The organism is Thermicanus aegyptius DSM 12793, assembly GCF_000510645.1.
Lineage (GTDB): Bacteria > Bacillota > Bacilli > Thermicanales > Thermicanaceae > Thermicanus > Thermicanus aegyptius.
This window is the reverse complement of record NZ_KI783301.1, coordinates 518,478-540,197: the sequence shown is the minus strand read 5'-3', so window position 1 is coordinate 540,197 and position 21,720 is coordinate 518,478. Positions and strand designations below refer to the sequence as shown.

Genomic DNA, 21,720 nt, shown 5'->3' with positions numbered 1-21,720 from the left:
CACCTCGAATTTTATCACCTTTTGCGGGAGATGTAAACAAGGAGAAGCTCGTCAAGGAACAACATCTAAGAAAGACATCTTATTCAAAAGACTTTTCTTTTAAAAAGTTCAATAGAGATTTCAATAGAGATGGCAAGCAACAAAATGTCCGGGCCCGATCTCTTTAAGAGGCGGCCTCTCTATTTTGCAAATCTCCATGCAGGCGGCACACCGAGTTTGAAAGGCACAACCGGCAGGCGGATTTTTTGGGTTGGGAACTTCCCCGGAAAGGATCATTCTTTCCCTCTTGGCATCTGGGTCCGGAACCGGAACCGCCGATAGCAGCGCCTGGGTGTACGGGTGTTTTGGGGACTGATATAAACGCTTTTTATCGGCCAATTCCACCAGCCTACCCAAATACATGACTCCCACCCGGGTGCTGAAATGTTTCACAACGCTCAGGTCATGAGCTATAAAAATATACGTAAGCCGGAACTTTTCTTGTAGCTCTTGCATCAAGTTTAACACTTGCGCTTGCACCGACACATCCAACGCAGAAACCGGCTCATCGGCAATGATCAGTTTAGGGTTTAACGCCAACGCCCGCGCAATTCCGATCCGCTGTCTTTGACCTCCGCTAAACTCGTGCGGGTAGCGGTTGGCATACGCGCCGCTCAATCCCACCACTTCCAACAAATACTCCACTCGCTCTTCCCGCTCTTTCCTGGTAAAAATCCCGTGAATTTTCATAGGTTCCAATAGGATGTTCCGAATAGTCATCCTCGAGTTCAGGGAAGAATACGGATCTTGAAAGATCATCTGAATGTCCCTGCGGATTGGGCGCATCCCCTTGAAGCTTAACTTTGTCAAATCTTTCCCTTGATAGATGACCTCTCCGGCCGTCGGACGGATTAATTGAAGGATTGCACGGCCCGTCGTCGATTTTCCGCAGCCGCTTTCCCCGACCAATCCCAGTGTTTCCCCTTCATGTAAAGCGAAGCTGACGTCATCCACAGCTTTCACATAGCCGTCGATCCGGCGCATGAACCCCTTGCGGACGGGAAAATATACCTTTAATCCTTTTACATTGAGCAGATAGTCCGAAGGCGGTTTTCTTTCCATACATTTTCTCTCCTTATGAAGAATAGAGCCAACAACAGGTAGAGTGATCCGGTCCAACCTGTACCCTTTTGGGAGATTGGACATGGCATTCCGGTTTGGCGTGCTCACATCTGGGGGCAAAACGGCATCCAATCGGCATCTCATCGGGTGTCGGCACCGACCCTGGAATCGAATAGAGGCGTTCCTGTTCTTCTCGCATGCTCGGCATTGCCTGGAAGAGACCGAGGGTATACGGGTGCTTCGGGTTTTTGAAAATCTCCCTGATTCCGCCTTCCTCGACGATCTCTCCTGCATACATCACCGCCACCCGGTCACAGATTTCCGCAACCACCCCCAGATCATGCGTAATCATGATGATGGCAGTATTCAACTCATTTTTCAGGCTTCTCATCAGATCGAGTATTTGTGCCTGGATCGTCACATCAAGAGCGGTTGTCGGCTCATCCGCAATGAGCAGTTTGGGATTTAACACCATCGCCATCGCAATCATGACTCTCTGGCGCATGCCTCCTGACAGCCGATGGGGATATTCCGACATGATCTCCTCGGCCCGGGGGATGCCCACTTTTTTCAACATTTCGACTCCCCTGCGAAACGCATCCTTTTTGCTCAGAGAACTGTGTTCCATGATGGTTTCAATCAGCTGGTTGCCAATCGTGAACACCGGATTCAACGAAGTCATCGGCTCCTGAAAGATCATGGCGATCTCCTTCCCGCGAATCTTGCAATATTCCTCATCCGTCATCTCAAGAAGGTTCTTGCCGTCGAACCAGATTTCCCCTTCCTCGATTGTGAAATTTTCTTTAGGAAGAAGCCCCATGACGGATAAGGAGGTGACGCTCTTCCCGCATCCCGACTCCCCTACGATTCCCAACGTTTCGCCATGATTTAGAGTAAAGCCGACTCCATTGATGGTATTCACCTGTTTTTCTTCTTGCCGAAAGGAGACCTTGAGATTCTTGACCTCCAACAACTTGGCCATTTTTTTCACCCTTTTGTCGTCACAAGCTGTTCCATAAATTCAACCACTTTCCGGTCGATCCAACCCGGTTCCTGAACGCGCTCGTCAAAATTCTCGATCAAATGGAATGATTTTACGGCTTCGTACAGTTCATGATCATTGACTTCGACCGATTTTACGTAACCGAGTTTCAGCAAATATTCCATCAGCCTCGTTTTCAACTCTCCTTCGACTGGTAAGAGGTCTTCCGGACGAGTGCGGTTAAAATAAAGTTGATGCAATCCATAGATCCGGAGCAATTCACTTACAGGTTCGGCATGGTCATCCACACGCAGGTCGATGTAGCGGTCGTGATTTCCGCCATAACCTCCTCCTTTCTTCACCACCAACAGGCTAGCCGACTGTTTCCCCCGGCTGTCCCCTCCTGCTTTCTCTCCCGCCAACAAAGCTTTCAGCAAGCGTTCGGCCAACGTCCCTTCGGCATGCTGAAACGTATTGGCCATAGCTTTCACCGTTTCTTCACTCACCAGGATATTCCCCTGGCAAGAAAAATTAGGTCCTGTAATTCCACCCGCCCACGGATAACACATTTCCCCGGTATAGGTTGCCGCATTACCCATGGCATCGACCATCCCCACCTGTCGAACTTCCTTGTGCTCATCTTCCGCAACAAGCTGATTTAATACCTCTTGGGCCGATTTTCCTTTTGCGAGGAGTTCCAAGCCTTTGTATCCATAATCTACATTAGCCCACGATTGGGTTGCCACCGCTCCGACGCCCGCCTTAGCCCAGGGCACCAAAGAACCGACCGCAAGGAATTTGGAAGCGACGGCAACGCCCAATTCTCCTGTTTTCGGATCAAAACCGACAATGGAAAAAGTCATGTGGATCATCCTTCCCTTTGCTTTTATGCTTTCGCTTTGGGATCCAAAGCGTCGCGAAGTCCATCTCCTACGAGATTAAGTGCCAAAACCACCAAGAAGATGGCCATTCCCGGCAATACGCTGACATGCGGGGCAACCCGGATAAATTTCCGGCCTTCACTCAACATAACACCCCACTCTGCCATGGGCGGCTGAGCACCCAACCCCAGAAAACTCATCCCGGAAGCGGCCAGAATCATCCATCCCACATCCAGGCTGGCAGCTACGATTAATGGAGGCAAACAGTTTGGAAGAATATGATAGAGGATAATGTGTCCATGGCCTGCGCCCATTGCACGTTCCGCTAGGACAAACTCCATTTCCCGGAAAGAGAGGGTGCTACCCCTCACGATGCGCGCATAGTATGGTATCCCAACCATGCTTACCGCAATCATGGTATTCATTAGCCCCGGTCCTAAAGCTGCGATGATGGCGATCGCCAACAGAACGTATGGGAAGGCCATCAAAATATCCATCGTCCGCATGATCAAGCTGTCGAAAAACTTCTGGAAATATCCTGCCACCAAACCCAATAACGTTCCGATCGCCATTGCGATGAACACGGCGAAAAAACCCACGGTAACGGAAACGCGACCTCCCCAAATTAAGCGACTGAACAGGTCCCGACCCAGCTGGTCCGTGCCCAGGAGATGCCCCTCCGTCCCCGGAGGCAACAAACGCTTGCCCAGATTGGTCGCTTCCGGATCTTGTAAAGGTAAAATCGGGGCAAGAAGGGAGAGTGCGATGATCACCAATAAAATGATGCCTCCAAAAACCGCTGCTTTGTCCTTTTTTAACTTCTTCCAAGCCAAAGCCCATGGCCCGGGGTGCTTCTTCTTCCCATCCGCGGCTGCCATCCCTTTTTTCTCCACTTCAGGCATTTCCATCTTTTTCAACCCCTACTTAATAAGAAATTCTAGGATCCAAATATGCATACAAAATGTCCACAACTAAGTTGATCAGGACGTAGGAAGTTGCAACAAAGAGAATAATTCCCTGAACCAAGGGAAAATCCCGGGCCAAAATTCCGTTCACCATCAAGGTGCCGATACCGGGCCAAGAAAAAACCATCTCCACCAACACCGCACCTGCCAACAAAAAGCCAATCTGCATCCCGATCACGGTCATAATCGGAATAAATGCATTCTTCAATGCGTGCTTGTATATGACTTTTTTCTCCCGTAATCCTTTAGCCCGTGCGGTGCGAATATAGTCTTGCCCAAAGACTTCGAGCATGCTTGAACGGGTCATGCGGGCGATGATTGCCCCCGAACCGACAGCCAAGCTGATGGAAGGAAGAATCAGATGTTTGAAGAGATCCAAAAAACCGTTTTGGCCGGGAGAATACATACCCGAAATTGGCAATATATTCAATTTTAAGCCAAAGGTGATTTGCAACAAAATTCCCAACCAGAACACCGGCATACCAAAGCCCACAAGAACAATCAACATGAGCAATCGATCAATCCAGGTATACTTCTTTTGGGCAGCTATGATTCCCGACAGCACTCCAAAAACCGTTGCCAAACCGGCGCTTGCCAAAGTGAGAATCAAAGTGGCTCCAAACCTATTCAAGATTAAAGGAAGCACCTCCATCTTCATCTGAATCGAACGCCCCCAATCTCCTCTCAAGATGTTTCCCAACCAGCGCAAATATTGCTGGTATATGGGGAGATCCAGTCCAAGTTCTGCCCGGAGCTGACGGATAGACTCTTCCGTCGCCTTGGAACCCAAAATGATCTTGGCAGGGTCCCCCGGAGAAAGATGCATGATGGAGAAGGTTAAAATCGTTACGCCGAGCAGAACGGGTATCAATGCGAGTAGACGTTTCACAACATAGATCCCCAACGATGACTCCTCCCCGTTTTCATTCGAATAGGAGGGGGCCATTCCCCCGTCCTCATCATCTAGCATGCGGTCCCCGAACTAGACGGTACGTCTCCCGGGGCTGTTCCGTACGGACACCCTTACGCTCTGTATAAGGTAGGCGCTCGCCAGCACCGTTTGGGACATCCATCCTAGAGATCACACCCATGCCCGGCACTCATAGATGGTTAACGAGGGAAATCCCCCCTCCTCCCGCTGTTAATCAACATCGACATTGGCAAATCGGAAAACTCCCGTTGGATGCAGCTTGAAGTTTTTCACGTTCTTTTGGGCAACCACAATCTGTTTTTCATGATCAACGATAATCCATGGAGCATCTTTTAAGATCAATTCCTGGGCTTTTTCATACAGTTCGGTTCGTTTCTTCTTATCATTCGTCACCCGGGCCTCATCCAGCAATTTATCCACTTCTTCATTCTTGTAATAAGCATCATTAAAACCGGCGGTCGGCCATTGCTTGCTGCTAAACAAGATATAGAGGAAATTATCCGGGTCCCCGTTATCTCCGATCCAGGACATCTGATGCATGTCCATATCCTTTTGTTGATCGTATGGTACAAAAACCTTATCCAGGTAAGATCCCCATTCGAACGTTTGTATCTTAACACGTATGCCTACTTTTTCCAGATCCGCTTGGATGGCAGCGGCCATCGTGGTTGGCTGTTGCATGCCCGATCCAGATTCAGGCACCCCATACGTTACTTCAAACCCGTTCGGGTAACCCGCTTCCGCCAAAAGCTGTTTTGCTTTTTCCGGATTGTACTCGTAGTTTTTCACATTGGGATTATGCCCCCAGATGCTTGGCGGCAAAGGAGAATTGGCAAGTTCCCCCGTCCCTTTCAAAATTTCGTTTACGATCGCTTCTTTGTTGATGGCATAATTGACCGCTTGCCTTACCCGTACATCATTAAAAGGTTTCTTTTGGGTATTAAAGGCTGTCCACCAGACGTGCATCCCCGATTGCTCAATCACCTGTAGATTAGGGTCTGCCTTCAACCTTTCCAAGTCATCGGGCGGGACATTGACAATCAAGTCCAGATTCCCCGCTTCCAATTCGGTCAAACGGGTTTGGTCTTCCGTAATGGGCTTGAAGATAAGCTTGTCGATCTTGGGAGCCCCTTTAAAATACTCCGGATTTTTTTCGAGAATCACTTCTACCCCGGGATTCCAGCTCACAAACTTGAATGGACCGGTTCCGACCGGATGTCTTGAGAAATCCTTTCCGTATTGCTTGACGGCTGTCGGACTGACAATGCTGGCTGCGTGCATGGCCAAATTGCTTAAAAACGGAGCATACGGCTCCTTCAGCACGATTTTTACGGTATACTCGTCCACCACCTCCACATGATCCACCATGCCAAACGTAAACTCGGCGTAAGCGAACTGGCCGGAATCATGGTAGGGATGTTTTGGATCAATTTGACGGTCAATGCTGAATTTTACCGCTTCTGCATTAAAAGGAGTTCCATCATGAAACTTGACATCTTTCCGCAAATAGAACGTGTATTCCAAGCCGTCCTTGGACACATCCCACTTTTCCGCTAGATCGGGCTCAATCTCCGTACTCTCATCTTTAAACTGTACCAGCTGGTCATACATTTCCATCGCTGCCCGGCTGGAATTGTAATCCGAAATCTGATGGGCATCCAAAGAGGTCGGCTCAGCCTGTAACCCGATCACAATCGACTTTTCCCGAGCAGCGTTTTCACCGGCTGATTGTGGCGGCGAATTGAAAGAACATCCTGCAACGATTGCACCTAGTACAAAAACGGTTATCATTACACGAAAAAACCATCTCATCTGTATACCCCCTTTTTCAAAAAAGAAGAAAAACTTTAAAGATGAATATCTTTAAGGGGTATTATAAAAGATTGGTCTCATCCTGTATTTCAATTTTATTTCTATTTTTTACACTTTTATTACTCGTTTGAATGAGCCCAACACCCTGGTAACAAGCAAGAAGACCAAGGCAGTCCCTGTGGACCAAATGACCATTTCATCCCTCGAGGCAGAGGCAAATATATGGGCCAAGATCGCCACAAAAACTCCAGTAGCAGGAATCCACATGCCCCCCCCTTTCTCCCCAAGAAGAAACAGATTCCCCATGTTCCAAACCCCCAACGGCCCCTGAAAAATCCCAAACAGAATAAAAAAATCTAAAAGAGACCAATGAAAATAAAAAATGGTCATCAACCCCGCCGCTCCTCCCAGGAAAGGGAGCAGAACTTCAAAAAGATTTAATTTTTGCACTTCCTTCGAGTGGCCTCTCCATCCTCCCACCAAAAAGGCGGGAGCACTTAAAGAGGAAAAGGAAATCAATAGCAACATGACAGAAAAAATGAAAAAGACCGGTGACGAAGATATCTCTTTCATCAATAAAATGGATAATTCATTCAGGAAAGAAGGTTCGATCTTTTCCGTGATCGCAACGATAGCGATGCTGGAAAAAGCCATCACAGCTGCCGACCAGATGACGGCGGTTAGACATAGATCTCGCAAAAAAGAGGGCGGATCGACACTCCTAGCCGGCTGATTCATGAAATAGGCAACCATGTTGGCGAAAAGGATGCAGGTGCCGGCAATGAGAAAAGGAAGCAGGCCGGATTGTTCCAAATGCAAAACTTTCGGATGGTAATGCAAAAGGTTGTGATATACGGTTTCTAGACCTATTTGCAAATAGGTGTAGATGGGAAGAAAAAAAGCCAAGATCAACGAAAGCACCAAGCGAACCAAATTGTTCCAGCGAAAATCGGGCTGAATCCGGAATGCCAACAGCAAGAGGGCAAGGCTCGCTAAAAGTGTAAGGACGTACGCTTGAAACACCGAGAGGTTTAAAACCAGATGGAGAAGCATCCCCGCCAATACAAGCTCGAACGTGACGATCTCCACGCGGTAACTCAGAGCAAGCAGCTTTTCCCCCATTCGATCTCGCTTGCGCGGATTGACGATGGGAAATTCCCCTTTTTTCCAAAACCATAAGAACATAAGAAAATAAGATAACCAGAAGCTGCCAGACAAAACTGCTCCTCCAAATGCTCCCAATCGCAGGGTGGTTTCCCCAGAAATGAGAATTAAACTCCCATATAGCCAGACAGAGATCACATGTACGACGGAGACCGGTTTTCCACGATTCATAATTGATTCTGATACTCCTTCGGAGATAATCCGGTAAGTTTTTTGAAGGCGCTGCTGAAATAATTTTGGCTGTTAAAGCCCGCCTCTTCAGCGATTCTTTGCATACTCCAGTCCCGGTTTTTGTGTAAGAGGGTCTTGGCCACCTCAATGCGATACTTGAGCAAGTAATCTGAAAAGGATAACCCAATATCCTCCCGGAACCGGCGGCTCAGATAAGAGGTGTTGATGTGAAGTTCCGAAGCGATCTCGGAAAGATTTAATTTTTCTTTATAATGATCGTGGACAATCTGCAGCACTTTCTGAATCATGTGGGATTTGGCCTCAAATTCCGGATGCTGATTCACATAGCGCTTTAAGATTTTGAAGAGCTCTTCTTCCAGGACGGGCTTTACCAAATAGTCCAGAACTCCCAATTGAATCGAGGACCGAGCATAGTGAAAATCCTGAAAAGCGGAAATAATAATGATATCCATCTCATGAAATAAAGACTTCAATTCGGCAGCTACTTCCAGACCCGTTTTACCGGGCAGTTTAATATCGATCAATCCCAGATGAAGCGAGTTTCCCTGTTTTACCATCCATTTCGATTTCTCCATGGCTTCTGATGCATTGGTCGCTTTGATGACTTGCCACATGGGATAATGGGAATGGATGAGATATTCCAACTGGTCCACCTCCAGAGGTTCATCATCCAACAAAAGGACGTTCATCGGTTCTCACCCCGCTCAAGTAAATCTTCCTCAATCAATACCAATGGCCACGAAACCGTGATTATCCCTCCGGATTCCTTATTTTTGTCCGATGAGATCATCAGCTTTCCCCTGCCAGGAAACAGCAAATCCAAGCGTCGTTCAATATTTTTTAATCCAACACCGGCAGAGCTTGGGTCTCCTTCTCGATTCTTCTTCAAACTGTCCAAAACCACCGGAGAAAACCCCGGTCCATTGTCTTTGACCATCAAATGGACCATCTTATTATCGTTTTCGGCGGAAAGGGAAAGTCGGATCAACAAAATTGCTTTACCTTCCACCTGCTCCAATCCATGCTTGAAGGCATTTTCCACTAACGTTTGCAGCAAATAGGGAGGAATCCCCGCCTTCGTTAACGATGGTTCAACGTCCCAACGAACTTCGAGGCGGTCACCAAAGCGCATTTTTTGAATAGCGATGTAATGCCGTATATGGTCAATCTCCTGAAAAAGGGGAACCAGCTGTTTCTTGGGTTGGTATTTATAACGGATAAACAGAGCAAGATGTTCAAATGAGGTGATCAAATCGTTCAGCCTTTTCAGGCGGGCCAAACTTAACAAAGAGTTTAACGCATTAAACAGAAAATGGGGCTGGATTTGCTGCGAAAGCTGAATATATTCGATCCTTTGCAGCTCCCGCTCCAAGTTGATCCTCCTGTTTTCCATCTGGAGCAAATAAACTTTTTGTTCATACAGATGATAAAAGATGATCAAGAGGATCCCAATCACCGGACTTAAAATGCTTACCAGCACAATTAAAAAAAACCATCCGTAGGACAGCAACTTGTAATCACCAGCCGGTTTTCTCAATCTTCAGTGCCATTTTCACTTCAATCTCTCTGGTTCCCGTTTCCGATTCGGAAATTTGTCGTATTCTAATTTTACCCTTTTTTCATTTTGAACGATTTCTTACACCCTCCTTTATGAAAAACTTTCATATGGATCGGTGCATAAAAGAAGGATTTGTCCCATCCATACTCTCCCGGGTCAATGAAATGAAATTTGTATTTATTGTACTACACTCTTTCCTTCCCATCATCTCCTTTCTTGAAAAAGAGACGGATTGGAAAAAAAGATGCAACAAGGTATAATCAGAGAAAAAAAGAGGGTGCACGGAGGAATGTCAAAAAATAAGCGTAATTTCGTAGAACTTTTTAATTCTTTTGCGAAGCGCTTTTTCGGTTGGTAAAAATCGCATGATTGGTTTTGGGGTTATTGGCGGTTCCCATATTATCTTTCATCGGTTATCGAAGTATGGTTAAATTTTGGGAACAATAGCAGATTAAATGAAAATGTCGGGCAACAAACCCGACATGTAATACTAAGAATACCTCTTTACAGCTCGATGCGATGACCATTTCCCTACCGGGACCTATTTCTCCTTATAAAATTTCATGGCTTTCATAATTCCGGCAAAGGAAGCTTTCCCGTACATGAGGACACCGCCCCTATAAACCTTCGCCGCCACATATGCAGATAAGAGGATGGACCCAATCAGGAGAACGGTGGTGATGAGAACCTCCCACCAGGCAGGATTGGATAAGCCCACCCTGAGAAACATGACGAGGGGCGTAAAAAGAGGTATATAGGAGCTCACCACCACGTAGGGGGCATCGGGGGTGGTTAGGCCGAACATGGAGATCATGAAGGCGACCACAACCACCATGGTAAGCGGCATGATCATCGTTTGAATCTCCTCCATGCTGCTCACCAAGGAGCCCAACATAGCCGCCAGCGTCGCATAGAGAAGATAGCCTAACACGAAATAGATCACCGCATAGATCACGATATCTACGGGAAGCGTGGAGAAGTCTACGACCAGCCCGCCCAAATCCACCTTTTTATCCCCAAAAAGCATGGAGAGGCCTCCGATCAGGATAAAAATCGCAAATTGAAACAGACCGACCAATGAGATTCCCAAGATCTTCCCAAACATTTGAATCACCGGTGGAACGCTGGAGATCAAAATCTCCATGATGCGGGAGCTTTTCTCCTTGGCCACTTCCATGGCCACCATGCTGCCATAGGAAAGGACGGCAAAATACAGGGCGAAGAGAAGTATATAGATAAGTACGCCGGATTGAATCATCTCTTCCACGGTCTTCGCTTCCGGATCTAAAGCAACCTGTTTTAGGGAGACATCTTGGAAGAGGAGAGCGGCTTGATCCGGCGTAAGCCCCAAATGGGAAGCGGTGAGGCGAAACTGCGCCTGTTTCAGGGCTTGCGATACCTTCCCGTAAAACTCCTGATCGTTCACCTTCTTGGCGTTAAATGTTCCTACAATGGTTCCGTTCTCGACGCGCTCAATGAGAAGATACGCTTTTAGTTTCTGATTCATCACCTCCTCTTTTGCCTTTCCTTCTTCATCGTAGGAAAGGAGGGTAAATCCAGGGTTCATATCCTTTACCTGTTGCTCCAGGAGGGGATAGACCTCCCCTGTGGAATCGACGATTCCCACCCGATCTTCCCCGTTATTTTTAAACAACTGAATTAAGGCAGGCAGGTTAAAGATGACAACGATGATCAGGCCCATGATAACCGTCGATAGGATAAATGCCCTCGACTTCACGTTGGTAAGGAACGAATGGGAGAGAATAAGCCAAAATTTACGATTCATAGGAAGTCCCCACTTTCTCGACAAAGATTTCGTGGAGGGAAGGTTCCTCCAACGCAAATTTCGTGATAAAGCCCGCTTTCATCGCTTCCTGGAGAACCCGTTGTGATACTTCCTCGGAAACCACCTTCACAATCGCCCCTACCGCCGTCCTCTCCACCCGGGTAACTCCTTCTACCCGGGAGAGGAAGGAGAGATCTCCATCCGCATGCAAAATGATGTTCTTCTTTCCGTATGCCCGTTTGATCTCCTTTAAGTTCCCCTGAACCACAGGTTTCCCCCGACGGAGGATCACAAGATCCTGGCATAACTCTTCCACTTGCTCCATACGATGGCTGGAGAAGATGATGGTGGTGCCGGAGTCGGCCAAATCAAGGACCACTTTTTTTAACAAGTCGCTGTTCACCGGGTCAAGTCCACTAAAAGGTTCGTCCATAAAGAGGAGCTCGGGTTTATGTAGAATGGCTGCAATAAATTGGATCTTCTGTTGGTTCCCCTTCGAGAGCTCTTCCACTTTCTTCTCTTTATACTCCGGAACCTGAAATCGCTCCAGCCACAGATCAATTTGTCGCAGGGCTTCTTCCTTCCCCATGTTGCGCAGCCTGGCCAGATAGAGAAGTTGCTCCTTCACGGTAAGTTTGGGATAAAGACCCCTCTCCTCCGGGAGATAACCAACCCGATGACTGTTGGAGTAATCGATCTTCTCCCCGTTCCAGCGGATCTTTCCCTCGGTGGGCTGCAGAATCCCTAGGATCATGCGAATGGTAGTCGTCTTTCCCGCCCCATTCGCCCCGAGGAGTCCGAAGATCTTCTTTTCCGGAATGGTAAGGCTTAAGTGGTCTACGGCGGTAAAATCTCCGAACTTCTTGGTCACATCTTCCAGAACCAACGCCATGAATTCCCTCTCCCTTCTTTTGTAAAGACCGAACAATCTCTTTTCCTTCTCTTTCTCTCTCCAAAATCCATTCTTCCGGAACACCACCTCTTCTCAACACGGTCACTCTGCCTTTTTCCATCTCCTCCTTCGTTCTCACCTCATCGTTTCATTCTTCTAGTCTATACGTCTTGGGAATCAACGATGTTTCACAATTTTCCACGGTATGAATCATTTTTTCGCCACCAACCCGATGAGGGCACACCGATAGGATGAGATAAGAGCGGAAAAACAAAAAAGCCCCTCCCGGGGCGATTCGAAAAAAGAGGCGATTCAAAAGCGAGAAGAGCGTTTAAGAGCGAATGAGGAATACTTCCACCTCACCCGGTCCATGGACGCCGATGGAGAGATCCCCCTCAATATCGGCGGTTCGGCTGGGACCGGTGATCCAGTTGATGCAGGAGGGGAGCCCTGATGGGATGAGATCCTGAATATAGCTAAAGGCTTGGGTGAGGCGGGGGACGATATTCTGCTCGTGGAGGATGGCGAAGTAGACAGGCGGAGTTAAGCTTACCAGCCGACCTCTCCCATTTCCATTGAGAAGCATGAGGCTTCCCGTCTCCGCGATGCCCAAATCGGCCATGGTGATGCCCAGTTCCACCTCCGCCGCCAAGCGGCGAAGCTCCTCCCCGCTTTCTTCTCCCCACTGTATGGAGCGATCGATTTTCCCTTGGAAAGCGATACCTTCCAACGCTTGGGGAATCCTAAGCGCCTCCAACCTGGCATCATCCCAATAGATAAGGGAACGTATCTTCTTCTCCTCCACTCTCTTTCCCAAGCGAGCAGGGAGTTCCTCCGCAGTGAGGCGATCATACCTCACCTGTAAGGCTTTAAGGCTCTCCAAAAAGCCATTGATCATCTCTTCCCTATCCATCCCATCGTAAAAACGGGTAGGGGGAAGGATGAAAGATTGGGAAATCCTCATCGTTTCTCCCCCCTTTGCCGCCGCCACCAGTCATGAAAGCTCTCTTTGGCCGGAAGGGGAAGGTCCCTGCCATCAGTCCATCCTGCAAGCATCCCAGGGCCTTTCTTTAAGACCCCGTCTCTGCCGAACATGGGGGATAAGCGCCCCGCTCCCCTCACGGCACTCCGGTAAAAGAGGGGATGGGAGGTGAGAAAGGCGAAGGCTTGAAACGTTACACGTTCCTGTTTCGGCAGAAAGCCCTTCTCCACCAGGTCTTTCCGCTCTTCGATCAGGTAGTGATGGAGAGGAATTTTCACAGGGCAAACCTCCGTGCATGCCCCACACAGGGAGGAGGCAAAAGGTAATTCTTTATTTTTCTCCATTCCATCGAGGAGGGGGGTAAGGACCGCTCCGATGGGCCCGCTGTAGACACCACCGTAAGCGTGTCCGCCGATCTCCCGATAAACCGGGCAGACATTGACGCAAGCGCTGCAGCGGATACACTTTAACACCTCTCTATATTTGCTCTCTAATATGTCGGAACGGCCGTTATCCAAGATGATGAGGTGAACCTCCTCCGGCCCATCCAGATCTCCTGCCCGCCTAGGGCCGCTAATCGCCGTCATATAGACGGAGAGCTTTTGCCCCGTCGCATTTCTCGTCAGCATCGTTACCAGTACATCCAGCTCTGCCCAGGTGGGAACCACCCGCTCCATCCCCATCACCACAATATGAACCTTGGGAAGGGAAGAGGTCATCCTCGCATTTCCTTCATTGCTGATCAGAATGATGGAGCCCGATTCAGCGACGGCAAAATTGCAGCCGGTGATGCCGAGATCCGCGTCGAGAAATTCCTGCCGCAATCTCTCCCGGGCATACCGGGTTAAATCCTCCGTTCGATCGGTGAGAGGGCGCCCCGCCTCCTTGGAGAAGAGCTCCGCCACCTCTTGCCGGCTCTTATGGATGGCAGGAGCCAGAATATGGGATGGCGTCTCCCCCGCCAACTGGATGATAAACTCACCCAGGTCGGTTTCAACCACGTTGATCCCGTCTTCTTCCAAGGCATGGTTTAAATGGATCTCTTCGGTCACCATCGACTTCGACTTCACAACCCGCTTCGCCTGATGTTTCCTGGCAATGCTCAGGACCGTTTGGACCGCTTCTTCCCCATTTTTGGCAAAGTGGGCTTTTCCCCCGTTCTTCTCAAAGTTTGTGATCAGTTCATTTACATATTCTTGGAGATGATCCAGGGTGTGATTTCGTATCTGGGAGGCAATTTCCCGCCAGGCTTCCCCGTTTTTCAATTCCTCCATCGCCCGGATCCGACCAAAGCGGAGGTTATCCTGGGTGATGGGGACCGATTTCCTCATCTGGGGATTGGCAAAGGCCTCTTCCACTCTTTGATGAAATTCCTTCCTCCTTGCCGTCATTTTTTCAACCCCTTCGCCAGCACTTCCGCCACGTGCATGGTTTTAATCTCTTTCCCTTGCCGGTGAAGCCTTCCGCCAAGATGCATGAGACAGCCGAGGTCGGAACCGATGAGAATCTCCGTATCCGTCTCTTCGACATGAGAGAGTTTCGTATCCGCCATCGCGGTGGAGATCTCCTTCATCTTTACGGAGAAAGTCCCCCCAAAACCGCAGCAGTCGTGGGAATAGGGCAAATCCTTCAAGGTTAAACCTTCGACCTGGTTTAAAAGGGTAATCGGCTCCTCCTTCACCCCGAGGAATCGGTTCATATGGCAAGAGTGATGGTAGGTGGCTGTGGCGGGAAAGGCAGCCTCCACCTTCACTCCCAATACCTTGACGAGAAATTCGGAGAACTCATATGTTTTTTGGGCCAATTTCTCCGCCCTTTCCCGCCACTCCTCATCTTCTCGGAACAATTGAGGATAAATTTCGCGGAACATGGCAGCACAGGAACCGGAAGGAGAGACGACATAGGTACTCCCTTCAAAAACACGGATCATCTGTTCAGCTGCCTTCTTCGCTTCCTCGTGGTAACCGCTGTTATAGGCAGGCTGCCCACAACAAGTTTGTCCCATGGGGAAATCCACTTCGACGCCATAATGTTCCAGAACCTCCACGACACTCTTTCCTACCTGCGGATAAAAAAGATCCGCCAAGCAGGTAATAAATAAAGATGCCTTCACCAACTCTTCTCCCCCTCTTTGGTGCGAACCAACATTAAACATATTCTATTATACCTTTTTATCGTACCAGCTGATAGCCTCCCCTCATCCCCTCCAAAACTACGGGAAAATAAATAAGGAACCACCTACTGATTCAAATGGGGTAATTTTTATACAATGATCTTTTCTCCTTCTTCAATCCTTTCTTTTTCCCTAAGTTATGATAAAATATAAAAACCCTACGGAAAGGAGATCCCCTAAGATGAGCCATCGTTTCGATCCTAGAAACGTCAAGAACTTAGAGAACGAACAGCGGAGGAGAAAATTGCCACCCGACAAGATCATCAACGAGATCCCCCTTACCGGCGATGAGACCGTAGCCGACATGGGGGCCGGCAGCGGATATTTTACGATTCCATTGGCCAGGCGGGTTAAAAAAGTTTACGCCGTCGATGTGGAGGAGAAGATGCTCCAATATCTTGATGAACGGATAAGGGAAGAAGGAGTTGATCATATTGAAAAGATCCTCTCTCCTTTAGAGAAAACTCCATTTCCGGATGAATCGATGGATCTTCTCTTCTGCTCCCATGTGCTCCATGAGGTGGAGGACCTAAATGAAGGCTTGGCGGAACTAAAGCGAATCACAAAAAAAGGAGGTCTCATCGCCATTCTCGACTGGGAGAAAAAACAGACGAATGGCGGACCTCCTCTGGAGCACCGGATCTCCTCCGAAGAAATGGAAATCTTGTTGACCGGTCAACAGATGCACATCATAAAAAGAAAGGACCTCGGAGATTATTACTTGATCTTGGCCCAACGATAGAGATTTTTAAGAAAGAGGGTGCTTATCAAACAGGGATCGGTACTCCCCATACCCCTCCCTCTCCAAATCTTCCTTCGGGATAAAGCGGAGAGCCGCGGAATTAATGCAGTAACGAAGCCCCCCTTTCTCTATCGGTCCATCCTCAAAGAGATGCCCCAAATGGGAATCTCCGTAAAAGCTTCGCACCTCCGTCCGAATCATTCCATGGCTGAGATCGATTTTTTCCACAATGTGCGCGGTATGTATAGGCTTTGTAAAACTAGGCCAACCACAACCCGCATCATATTGGTCCAGGGTGCTAAAAAGAGGTTCCCCTGAGACGATGTCTACATAGATCCCCTCTCTCTTGTTTTGATAATACGCATTGGCAAATGGCTTCTCCGTACCGTTTCGCTGCGTCACTTCAAATTGAATGGGAGTAAGCCGTTTTCTTAACTCCTCTTCATTCTTCTCCACCCTCCAAGTTCTGGCCAAAAAATCTTTCCTTCCCGATCCGATGTAATACCGTTCATAATGAAACGGATTTTTCTTGTAATAGTACTGATGATACTCTTCGGCTGGGTAAAAGGGCTTTGCCGGCAAGATTTCGGTTGCGATCGGCCCCGTAAATTTTCCGCTTTGTTCCAGTTCCTTCTTGGATCGTTCTGCCAATTCCCGTTGCTTCTCATGATGATAAAAAATGGCCGTACGGTAAGAGGAGCCCCTGTCGGCAAACTGTCCCTCCGGATCGGTGGGGTCGATTTGGCGCCAGTAGATGTGGAGTATTTTTTCATAGGAAATAACCTGCGGATTATATGTAATCTCCACGGCTTCCACATGCCCCGTCTTCCCCGCCAACACCTGCTCGTAGGTTGGATGCTCCACATCTCCTCCCGTATAACCTGAAACCACTTTCACAATGCCCGGCATCTCATCAAAAGGCTTTACCATGCACCAGAAGCATCCTCCCGCAAAGGTTGCTTTTTCTAAGTGATCTTTCACCACGGTACTCCCTCCCTACGATTCCATCGTATTCAAATCAGCTTCCCTTGAATCGATTCCTATACTTCTATCTTACCTCGTTCTTCTTTACCAATCCTTTTTCAAATCTCAGAAGCGCAAAGATTTCGGCTAGTCAACTTCCTCTCATCGCTTTTGGGATTTAACGGTCCTTCCATACGAGCAATAGGTTAAGCATTTGAAGGAAGATCGTCTGATCTTCTATGCTCCTTGCTTGCAGCTGAGTAACAATTTGAGTTAACGTATCGTCTTTTGAATTCGAATCGGTCTTAATCGAACGGAATAATTGTTCCAGGGTAATCCCAAGGGCATTCGCCACTTTTTCAATACTCTCCAAAGTCGCGTTTTTCTCTCCCCGTTCCAGTTGCCCAATATAAGACGTGTGAAGATTGGCCATATAGGCCAGTTCCTCTTGACTTAACCCCCTCTCTTTACGATATTTTCTGATTCTCTCTCCGATTATTTTTGGCAAATTCCCCATTTTTACCACCTCTTAGGTAAGACTAAATGAACTTCTTCAGAATACCCAAGAGACGATAGATATTTAAATTAAAAAAATGTATACTATAAATATCATAGTGAAGAATGGTTAATTACCTCTTTTCCTGTGGGTTTTTGTCGAATTAAAAAAGAAAACGTTTAGGTGCTCCTTTAAGAGAAGCCCATTCAACCAATCGGGGAGAATTGCCTATGTCCAACCAAAACGATCTCCATTTTGAAGAGATCATGGCAAATAGAGGATTTCATCATTTATATCAGCCATTATATGTCTTAAGCAGCTGGAAATTACTAGGATACGAGGCGCTCCTTCGCTCTTCTTTTTTTCAAGATCCCGAATCACTTTTCCATTTGTCCATGGAGAAAAATCGATTGTATGAGCTTGAAACCGGTTCGGTGATCAAAGCGGTCTCCTCTTTTACACTGGAACCGACGAATAAACTTTTTTTGAACATCTATCCATCCACGGCAATTCACCCCTCTTTTCATCTCTTACTGGATCATCTTCCTTATCCTCATCATAACATTGTGTTTGAAATTAACGAAGGAGAATTGATTCAAGACCCAAAGCTGCTTCGATCGGCCGTAAACCGAATGAAAGAAAAAGGGTACACCATCGCCATCGACGACTTTGGAAAGGGGGAAACGTCGCTAAGTACCGCCCTCTATTTAGAACCTTCCTTTGTGAAATTGGACCGATACTTTGCCACCGATTTAGCGAGTTCAGAGAATAAAAAAAAGATTATTCGCATTCTCATCGATATCTTTCAGAAAAAGAAGATAAAGATAATATTGGAAGGAATTGAAAAGCCCGTTGATTTAGCCATCGCCAAGGCTTTAGGGGTGGATATTGGACAAGGTTATTTATTGGGGATGCCCAAACCTATAAGCGAAATTCATGGAACAAGGAGTTGAAAGCGATGGAGATCGTCATTGTGGGAGGTATTTTTGCCGTAATTTCGTTATTCCTTTTCCTTCTAATTCATAAGAACTATAAGAAAAAATTAAGTGAGAAGGACGAACAAATCATTTCGATGGAAGAATCCTTAGATGAACTGCAAACGAAAGTGAAAGAGATGGAAAAAAGGAGGGGGTTTCGGGTAAAGCTGACCGATACGGAATGTTCCTTTACACTGATTGATTCCAATGATAAAAATCTTGAGCCGTTGAAGAATAAAAAAGGAAAAGGTTGGGTTAGGGACATAAGCTGGACCGGCATAAAAATGGCTTGTCAATATGATTTACCCATTCGAAAAGGAATCATCCTGCAAATCGAATTTGCGATTAAAGATGAGGAATTTACCGTACTGGGGAAAATTGTGCGAAAGGAAGATTTAATCAATGAGTTCCATTATGGTATTGAATTTACCGACATGAAAGTGAGTGAACAACAAAAATTATATCAAGTATTACAGTACTTGGTGATTGAGCAGGAGAAGAAAACGAATTAACCTTGGACGCCATCCGATAAAAAAAGAAAAGGCTTGAATTCAAAAGACTCAAGCCTTTGACTTCCACATGTTTTCTCCCTTTTTCTTACTTAAAGGGGAGAGGTATGCAGCAGCGAGAGAAATGAATCCCTAGACCGGAAAGACTTCCTCCCCTGTTAAGGTAAATTTCTCCTCTCTATAGGTGATCTCGATAGGATCTCCTTCGATGAGTTGAAACCGGCATTCCTCTTTCGCAAGAGCAATCATCAGTTTTCTTCCCCGATACCGTAGCGTAAAGCGAAGGGCCTTCCACCGGGCCGGAAGATGGGGTGTGACATGAATGCCGTCCGGAAGGAATTTTACACCGCCAAATCCCTGAACGATCGCCAGCCATGTACCGGCCATGCTGGCCGTATGGATACCATCCTTTACATTTTGATTATAATCATCCAGATCCATACGGGCGGTCTGCATGAAGTACTCATACGCTTTCTGCCCATACCCGATTTCATTGGCCAGGATGCTAAAAATGGCGGGAGAGAGAGAAGAGTCATGGGTCGTGATCGGTTCGTAATAATCGTAATTTCTCCGAATCTCCTCGACGGTAAAAAGTTCCCTCAGTAAAAACATGGCCAGTAGAGCATCAGGCTGCTTGCAGACTTGATAGCGATAAATATCCAGATAGTGGCGATGGAGGAGAAGGGGAATCTCATCGGCCGGGAGCTCATCTACCATAAGCCGTTCCTTCTGTAAAAAAGTATCATCTTGGGGAATAATCCCTAGTTCTTCGGAATAGGGAAGGTACATCTCCTCGGACGCCTTCCTCCACCATTCCATCTCTCCATCCGCCAGATTCAGTTTATCCACCAGCTCTCTATACCGATCAGGGACCACTTCCTTCATCCGTGCCAAAGTCCTCACCGCATACTCCAGGTTCATCCTGGCCATGTAATTGGTAAATGCATTATTATCGACCAGTGCCGTATATTCATCGGGGCCTGTTACCGTATGGATGCAAAATTTTCCTCCTTTAGCCGGACTAAAAGTCCCCCGATCTACCCAGAAGCGGGCGGTCTCCACCAGCATCTCCGATCCATAAGAGAAGAGGAACTCCTCATCCCCCGTTCCTTCCACATATCGCTTTAACGCATAAATCACATCCGCATTGATATGATATTGGGCAGTCCCCGCGGGAAAAAACGCGGAGCATTCAGGACCATCAATCGTTCTCCATGGAAAAAGGGCCCCTTTATGTTTTAATTCCCTCGCTCTCTTCCTTGCCGCATCCAAGAGATGATACCGGAAGAGGAGAAGGGATTTCGCCAATTCCGGTTGGGTATAGAGGAAAAAGGGAAGGATGTAGATTTCCGTATCCCAGAAATAGTGCCCCTCATACCCTTCTCCGGTGAGACCCTTTGCCCCGATGCTGGTAAATCCGTTTCGACCCACAGATTGGAGAAGGTGAAAGGCATTAAACCGAACCCCTTGTTGCAAAGCTTCATCCCCATCGATCTCAATATCCGCTTCGGCCCAAAAGGAAGCGAGATATTCCTCCTGCTCTCTCATCAAAACCTGCCTGCCATCGGCCCTCGCCTGCATGAGAAGATTCTCCGCTGTGGAAGGCAGCCGTTCCTCCGGATAGGAGCGGGAATCCAGATAAGCCACATACTTATTTACCTGGAGAGGCTCTCCTTCCCTCCCAAAAAAGGAGATCTCCCCCACCAGGGCCTCCTCCTCTTTTCGCATCGAGAGTTCGCCACTATTCTCCGGGATAAATTCATGCAAGACGGCACAAAGCAAGGTAAGACGGCTCCGCTTCGTTTGTTGCTTGATCCAACCCCCGCTTTCCCCTACGTGCAGATCAAGGGTACGTAACACTTTCCCGCTTACATGGGAAGAAACCCGGACATCATCGGTCTCATTTCCATTGGTTACATTTCCGTCGATGCGGGAAATGAGCCTTATTTCCCCGGAGAAATTGAGAGGCTTAATAAAAGTCGAATAGAGGATCAGGTGCGGTCGTTTAAAGGAGACAAGGCGAAGGAAAGTGATCTCCGCCTTTTTCCCTTTCGGCGATTCCCATATCACCTGCCGGGTTACAACCCCTTTCTTCAGATCCAGCTTTCGTTCATAATGATGAACCGTTCCCGACATCAGGGAAAACTCTTCTCCTTCAAGGAAAACCTTCATTCCCTTACTATCGGTTACATTAATCATGGTCTGTCCTGTGTGAGCGAACCCATACCCTCCTTCCGGATAAAGAATCGGATAGCTTTCATAAAACCCATTGATATATGTAGCCGAAAAAGAGGTACCTTTAGGCCCGTTATACCCCTCTTCCAGATTGCCCCGGATCCCAACGTACCCGTTTGCTTGGGCAAAGATGGTTTCATCCCGGTAATTGCTTTCTATGTCGAAATGAGTTTCTCGAACCGCCCAAGGATCATAAGGATAAATGGCCTCTCTGTTGCGATGATAAGTACGCACCGTAACTCCTCCTCTTTTTCTATTCGATTAGGATTTCATGGGATACAGGAGCATATGTTATGGTTAGCCAAAACAGGATTAGGTTACAGAAGAAATGGAAAGGCGTTATACGAAACGAAAAGTGATCCTTCACCGTCTGAAGGAC

General features: G+C 47.5%; 20 protein-coding genes. 3 read left to right on the top strand and 17 right to left on the bottom strand.

What is annotated here, in order from left to right; genetic code table 11:
* Positions 1–120 precede the first annotated feature (120 nt).
* The 14 genes from THEAE_RS0102805 to THEAE_RS0102735 form a co-directional block, all read right to left on the bottom strand.
* Positions 121–1,101, bottom strand: coding sequence for an ABC transporter ATP-binding protein (locus THEAE_RS0102805; protein WP_028986449.1), 981 nt, complete (start codon positions 1,099–1,101; stop codon positions 121–123).
* Positions 1,102–1,114: 13 nt separating this feature from the next.
* The gene (locus THEAE_RS0102800) at positions 1,115–2,083 is read right to left on the bottom strand and encodes an ABC transporter ATP-binding protein (protein WP_028986448.1); all 969 of its coding nucleotides are present in this window, start codon (positions 2,081–2,083) and stop codon (positions 1,115–1,117) included.
* A gap of 5 nt (positions 2,084–2,088) precedes the next feature.
* Positions 2,089–2,946 carry a DUF1028 domain-containing protein gene (locus THEAE_RS0102795; protein ID WP_211233467.1) on the bottom strand — a complete coding sequence of 286 codons (858 nt, stop codon included), beginning with the start codon at positions 2,944–2,946 and terminating at the stop codon, positions 2,089–2,091.
* Positions 2,947–2,969: 23 nt separating this feature from the next.
* Positions 2,970–3,872 (bottom strand): ABC transporter permease, encoded by a 903-nt coding sequence (locus tag THEAE_RS0102790; protein WP_028986446.1) that lies wholly within the window; start codon positions 3,870–3,872, stop codon positions 2,970–2,972.
* 16 nt (positions 3,873–3,888) lie between these two features.
* Positions 3,889–4,833 (bottom strand): ABC transporter permease, encoded by a 945-nt coding sequence (locus tag THEAE_RS0102785; RefSeq protein ID WP_028986445.1) that lies wholly within the window; start codon positions 4,831–4,833, stop codon positions 3,889–3,891.
* Between the two features lie 237 nt (positions 4,834–5,070).
* Positions 5,071–6,672 (bottom strand): ABC transporter substrate-binding protein, encoded by a 1,602-nt coding sequence (locus tag THEAE_RS0102780; RefSeq protein WP_028986444.1) that lies wholly within the window; start codon positions 6,670–6,672, stop codon positions 5,071–5,073.
* Positions 6,673–6,780: 108 nt separating this feature from the next.
* Positions 6,781–8,007, bottom strand: a complete 1,227-nt coding sequence (locus THEAE_RS0102775) for a hypothetical protein (protein ID WP_028986443.1) — start codon at positions 8,005–8,007, stop codon at positions 6,781–6,783.
* The gene (locus THEAE_RS0102770; protein ID WP_028986442.1) at positions 8,004–8,717 is read right to left on the bottom strand and encodes a response regulator transcription factor; all 714 of its coding nucleotides are present in this window, start codon (positions 8,715–8,717) and stop codon (positions 8,004–8,006) included. The genes THEAE_RS0102775 and THEAE_RS0102770 overlap by 4 nt, the downstream gene beginning before the upstream one ends.
* Positions 8,714–9,538 (bottom strand): sensor histidine kinase, encoded by an 825-nt coding sequence (locus THEAE_RS0102765; protein WP_028986441.1) that lies wholly within the window; start codon positions 9,536–9,538, stop codon positions 8,714–8,716. The genes THEAE_RS0102770 and THEAE_RS0102765 overlap by 4 nt, the downstream gene beginning before the upstream one ends.
* 589 nt (positions 9,539–10,127) lie before the next feature.
* Positions 10,128–11,372, bottom strand: a complete 1,245-nt coding sequence (locus THEAE_RS0102755) for an ABC transporter permease (protein ID WP_028986440.1) — start codon at positions 11,370–11,372, stop codon at positions 10,128–10,130.
* Positions 11,362–12,264, bottom strand: a complete 903-nt coding sequence (locus tag THEAE_RS0102750; RefSeq protein ID WP_005589067.1) for an ABC transporter ATP-binding protein — start codon at positions 12,262–12,264, stop codon at positions 11,362–11,364. Before THEAE_RS0102750 ends, THEAE_RS0102755 begins: the two co-directional genes overlap by 11 nt.
* 331 nt (positions 12,265–12,595) lie before the next feature.
* Positions 12,596–13,228 carry a LutC/YkgG family protein gene (locus THEAE_RS19785; protein WP_052329714.1) on the bottom strand — a complete coding sequence of 211 codons (633 nt, stop codon included), beginning with the start codon at positions 13,226–13,228 and terminating at the stop codon, positions 12,596–12,598.
* The gene (locus THEAE_RS0102740) at positions 13,225–14,637 is read right to left on the bottom strand and encodes a LutB/LldF family L-lactate oxidation iron-sulfur protein (protein WP_028986439.1); all 1,413 of its coding nucleotides are present in this window, start codon (positions 14,635–14,637) and stop codon (positions 13,225–13,227) included. The genes THEAE_RS19785 and THEAE_RS0102740 overlap by 4 nt, the downstream gene beginning before the upstream one ends.
* Positions 14,634–15,359 (bottom strand): (Fe-S)-binding protein, encoded by a 726-nt coding sequence (locus tag THEAE_RS0102735; protein WP_028986438.1) that lies wholly within the window; start codon positions 15,357–15,359, stop codon positions 14,634–14,636. The genes THEAE_RS0102740 and THEAE_RS0102735 overlap by 4 nt, the downstream gene beginning before the upstream one ends.
* Before the next feature lie 241 nt (positions 15,360–15,600).
* On the opposite strand from THEAE_RS0102735, the gene THEAE_RS0102730 reads away from it, so the two are divergent.
* Positions 15,601–16,161: a class I SAM-dependent methyltransferase gene (locus tag THEAE_RS0102730; RefSeq protein ID WP_028986437.1), complete on the top strand. Its 561-nt coding sequence runs from the start codon at positions 15,601–15,603 to the stop codon at positions 16,159–16,161.
* 6 nt (positions 16,162–16,167) lie between these two features.
* Here THEAE_RS0102730 and msrA read toward each other — a convergent pair whose 3' ends face one another.
* Entirely contained in the window at positions 16,168–17,142 is a 975-nt protein-coding gene (gene msrA / locus THEAE_RS0102725; RefSeq protein ID WP_425426416.1) for a peptide-methionine (S)-S-oxide reductase MsrA, read from the bottom strand.
* A 160-nt stretch (positions 17,143–17,302) separates the two neighbouring features.
* The gene (locus THEAE_RS0102720; protein ID WP_005589059.1) at positions 17,303–17,641 is read right to left on the bottom strand and encodes a helix-turn-helix domain-containing protein; all 339 of its coding nucleotides are present in this window, start codon (positions 17,639–17,641) and stop codon (positions 17,303–17,305) included.
* 209 nt (positions 17,642–17,850) lie between these two features.
* Between THEAE_RS0102720 and THEAE_RS0102715 the strand changes: the two genes are divergently transcribed.
* Both THEAE_RS0102715 and THEAE_RS0102710 read left to right on the top strand, forming a co-directional pair.
* Positions 17,851–18,573 carry an EAL domain-containing protein gene (locus THEAE_RS0102715; protein WP_052329712.1) on the top strand — a complete coding sequence of 241 codons (723 nt, stop codon included), beginning with the start codon at positions 17,851–17,853 and terminating at the stop codon, positions 18,571–18,573.
* A gap of 5 nt (positions 18,574–18,578) precedes the next feature.
* Positions 18,579–19,109 carry a PilZ domain-containing protein gene (locus THEAE_RS0102710; protein ID WP_211233466.1) on the top strand — a complete coding sequence of 177 codons (531 nt, stop codon included), beginning with the start codon at positions 18,579–18,581 and terminating at the stop codon, positions 19,107–19,109.
* Between the two features lie 129 nt (positions 19,110–19,238).
* On the opposite strand, the gene THEAE_RS0102705 is transcribed toward THEAE_RS0102710, so the two are convergent.
* The gene (locus THEAE_RS0102705; protein WP_028986433.1) at positions 19,239–21,575 is read right to left on the bottom strand and encodes a glycoside hydrolase family 65 protein; all 2,337 of its coding nucleotides are present in this window, start codon (positions 21,573–21,575) and stop codon (positions 19,239–19,241) included.
* Positions 21,576–21,720: the final 145 nt, after the last annotated feature.

Bases quoted from the DNA above. Each gene is read 5' to 3' on its own strand.
- THEAE_RS0102715 (WP_052329712.1), top strand. From the start codon at position 17,851: ATGTCCAACCAAAACGATCTCCATTTTGAAGAGATCATGGCAAATAGA.
- THEAE_RS0102740 (WP_028986439.1), bottom strand. From the start codon at position 14,637: ATGACGGCAAGGAGGAAGGAATTTCATCAAAGAGTGGAAGAGGCCTTT.
- THEAE_RS0102720 (WP_005589059.1), bottom strand. From the start codon at position 17,641: ATGGGGAATTTGCCAAAAATAATCGGAGAGAGAATCAGAAAATATCGT.
- THEAE_RS0102805 (WP_028986449.1), bottom strand. From the start codon at position 1,101: ATGGAAAGAAAACCGCCTTCGGACTATCTGCTCAATGTAAAAGGATTA.
- THEAE_RS0102770 (WP_028986442.1), bottom strand. From the start codon at position 8,717: ATGAACGTCCTTTTGTTGGATGATGAACCTCTGGAGGTGGACCAGTTG.
- THEAE_RS0102755 (WP_028986440.1), bottom strand. From the start codon at position 11,372: ATGAATCGTAAATTTTGGCTTATTCTCTCCCATTCGTTCCTTACCAAC.
- THEAE_RS0102710 (WP_211233466.1), top strand. From the start codon at position 18,579: ATGGAGATCGTCATTGTGGGAGGTATTTTTGCCGTAATTTCGTTATTC.
- THEAE_RS0102750 (WP_005589067.1), bottom strand. From the start codon at position 12,264: ATGGCGTTGGTTCTGGAAGATGTGACCAAGAAGTTCGGAGATTTTACC.
- THEAE_RS0102780 (WP_028986444.1), bottom strand. From the start codon at position 6,672: ATGAGATGGTTTTTTCGTGTAATGATAACCGTTTTTGTACTAGGTGCA.
- THEAE_RS0102790 (WP_028986446.1), bottom strand. From the start codon at position 3,872: ATGGAAATGCCTGAAGTGGAGAAAAAAGGGATGGCAGCCGCGGATGGG.
- THEAE_RS0102795 (WP_211233467.1), bottom strand. From the start codon at position 2,946: ATGACTTTTTCCATTGTCGGTTTTGATCCGAAAACAGGAGAATTGGGC.
- THEAE_RS0102775 (WP_028986443.1), bottom strand. From the start codon at position 8,007: ATGAATCGTGGAAAACCGGTCTCCGTCGTACATGTGATCTCTGTCTGG.
- THEAE_RS0102730 (WP_028986437.1), top strand. From the start codon at position 15,601: ATGAGCCATCGTTTCGATCCTAGAAACGTCAAGAACTTAGAGAACGAA.
- THEAE_RS0102800 (WP_028986448.1), bottom strand. From the start codon at position 2,083: ATGGCCAAGTTGTTGGAGGTCAAGAATCTCAAGGTCTCCTTTCGGCAA.
- THEAE_RS19785 (WP_052329714.1), bottom strand. From the start codon at position 13,228: ATGAGGATTTCCCAATCTTTCATCCTTCCCCCTACCCGTTTTTACGAT.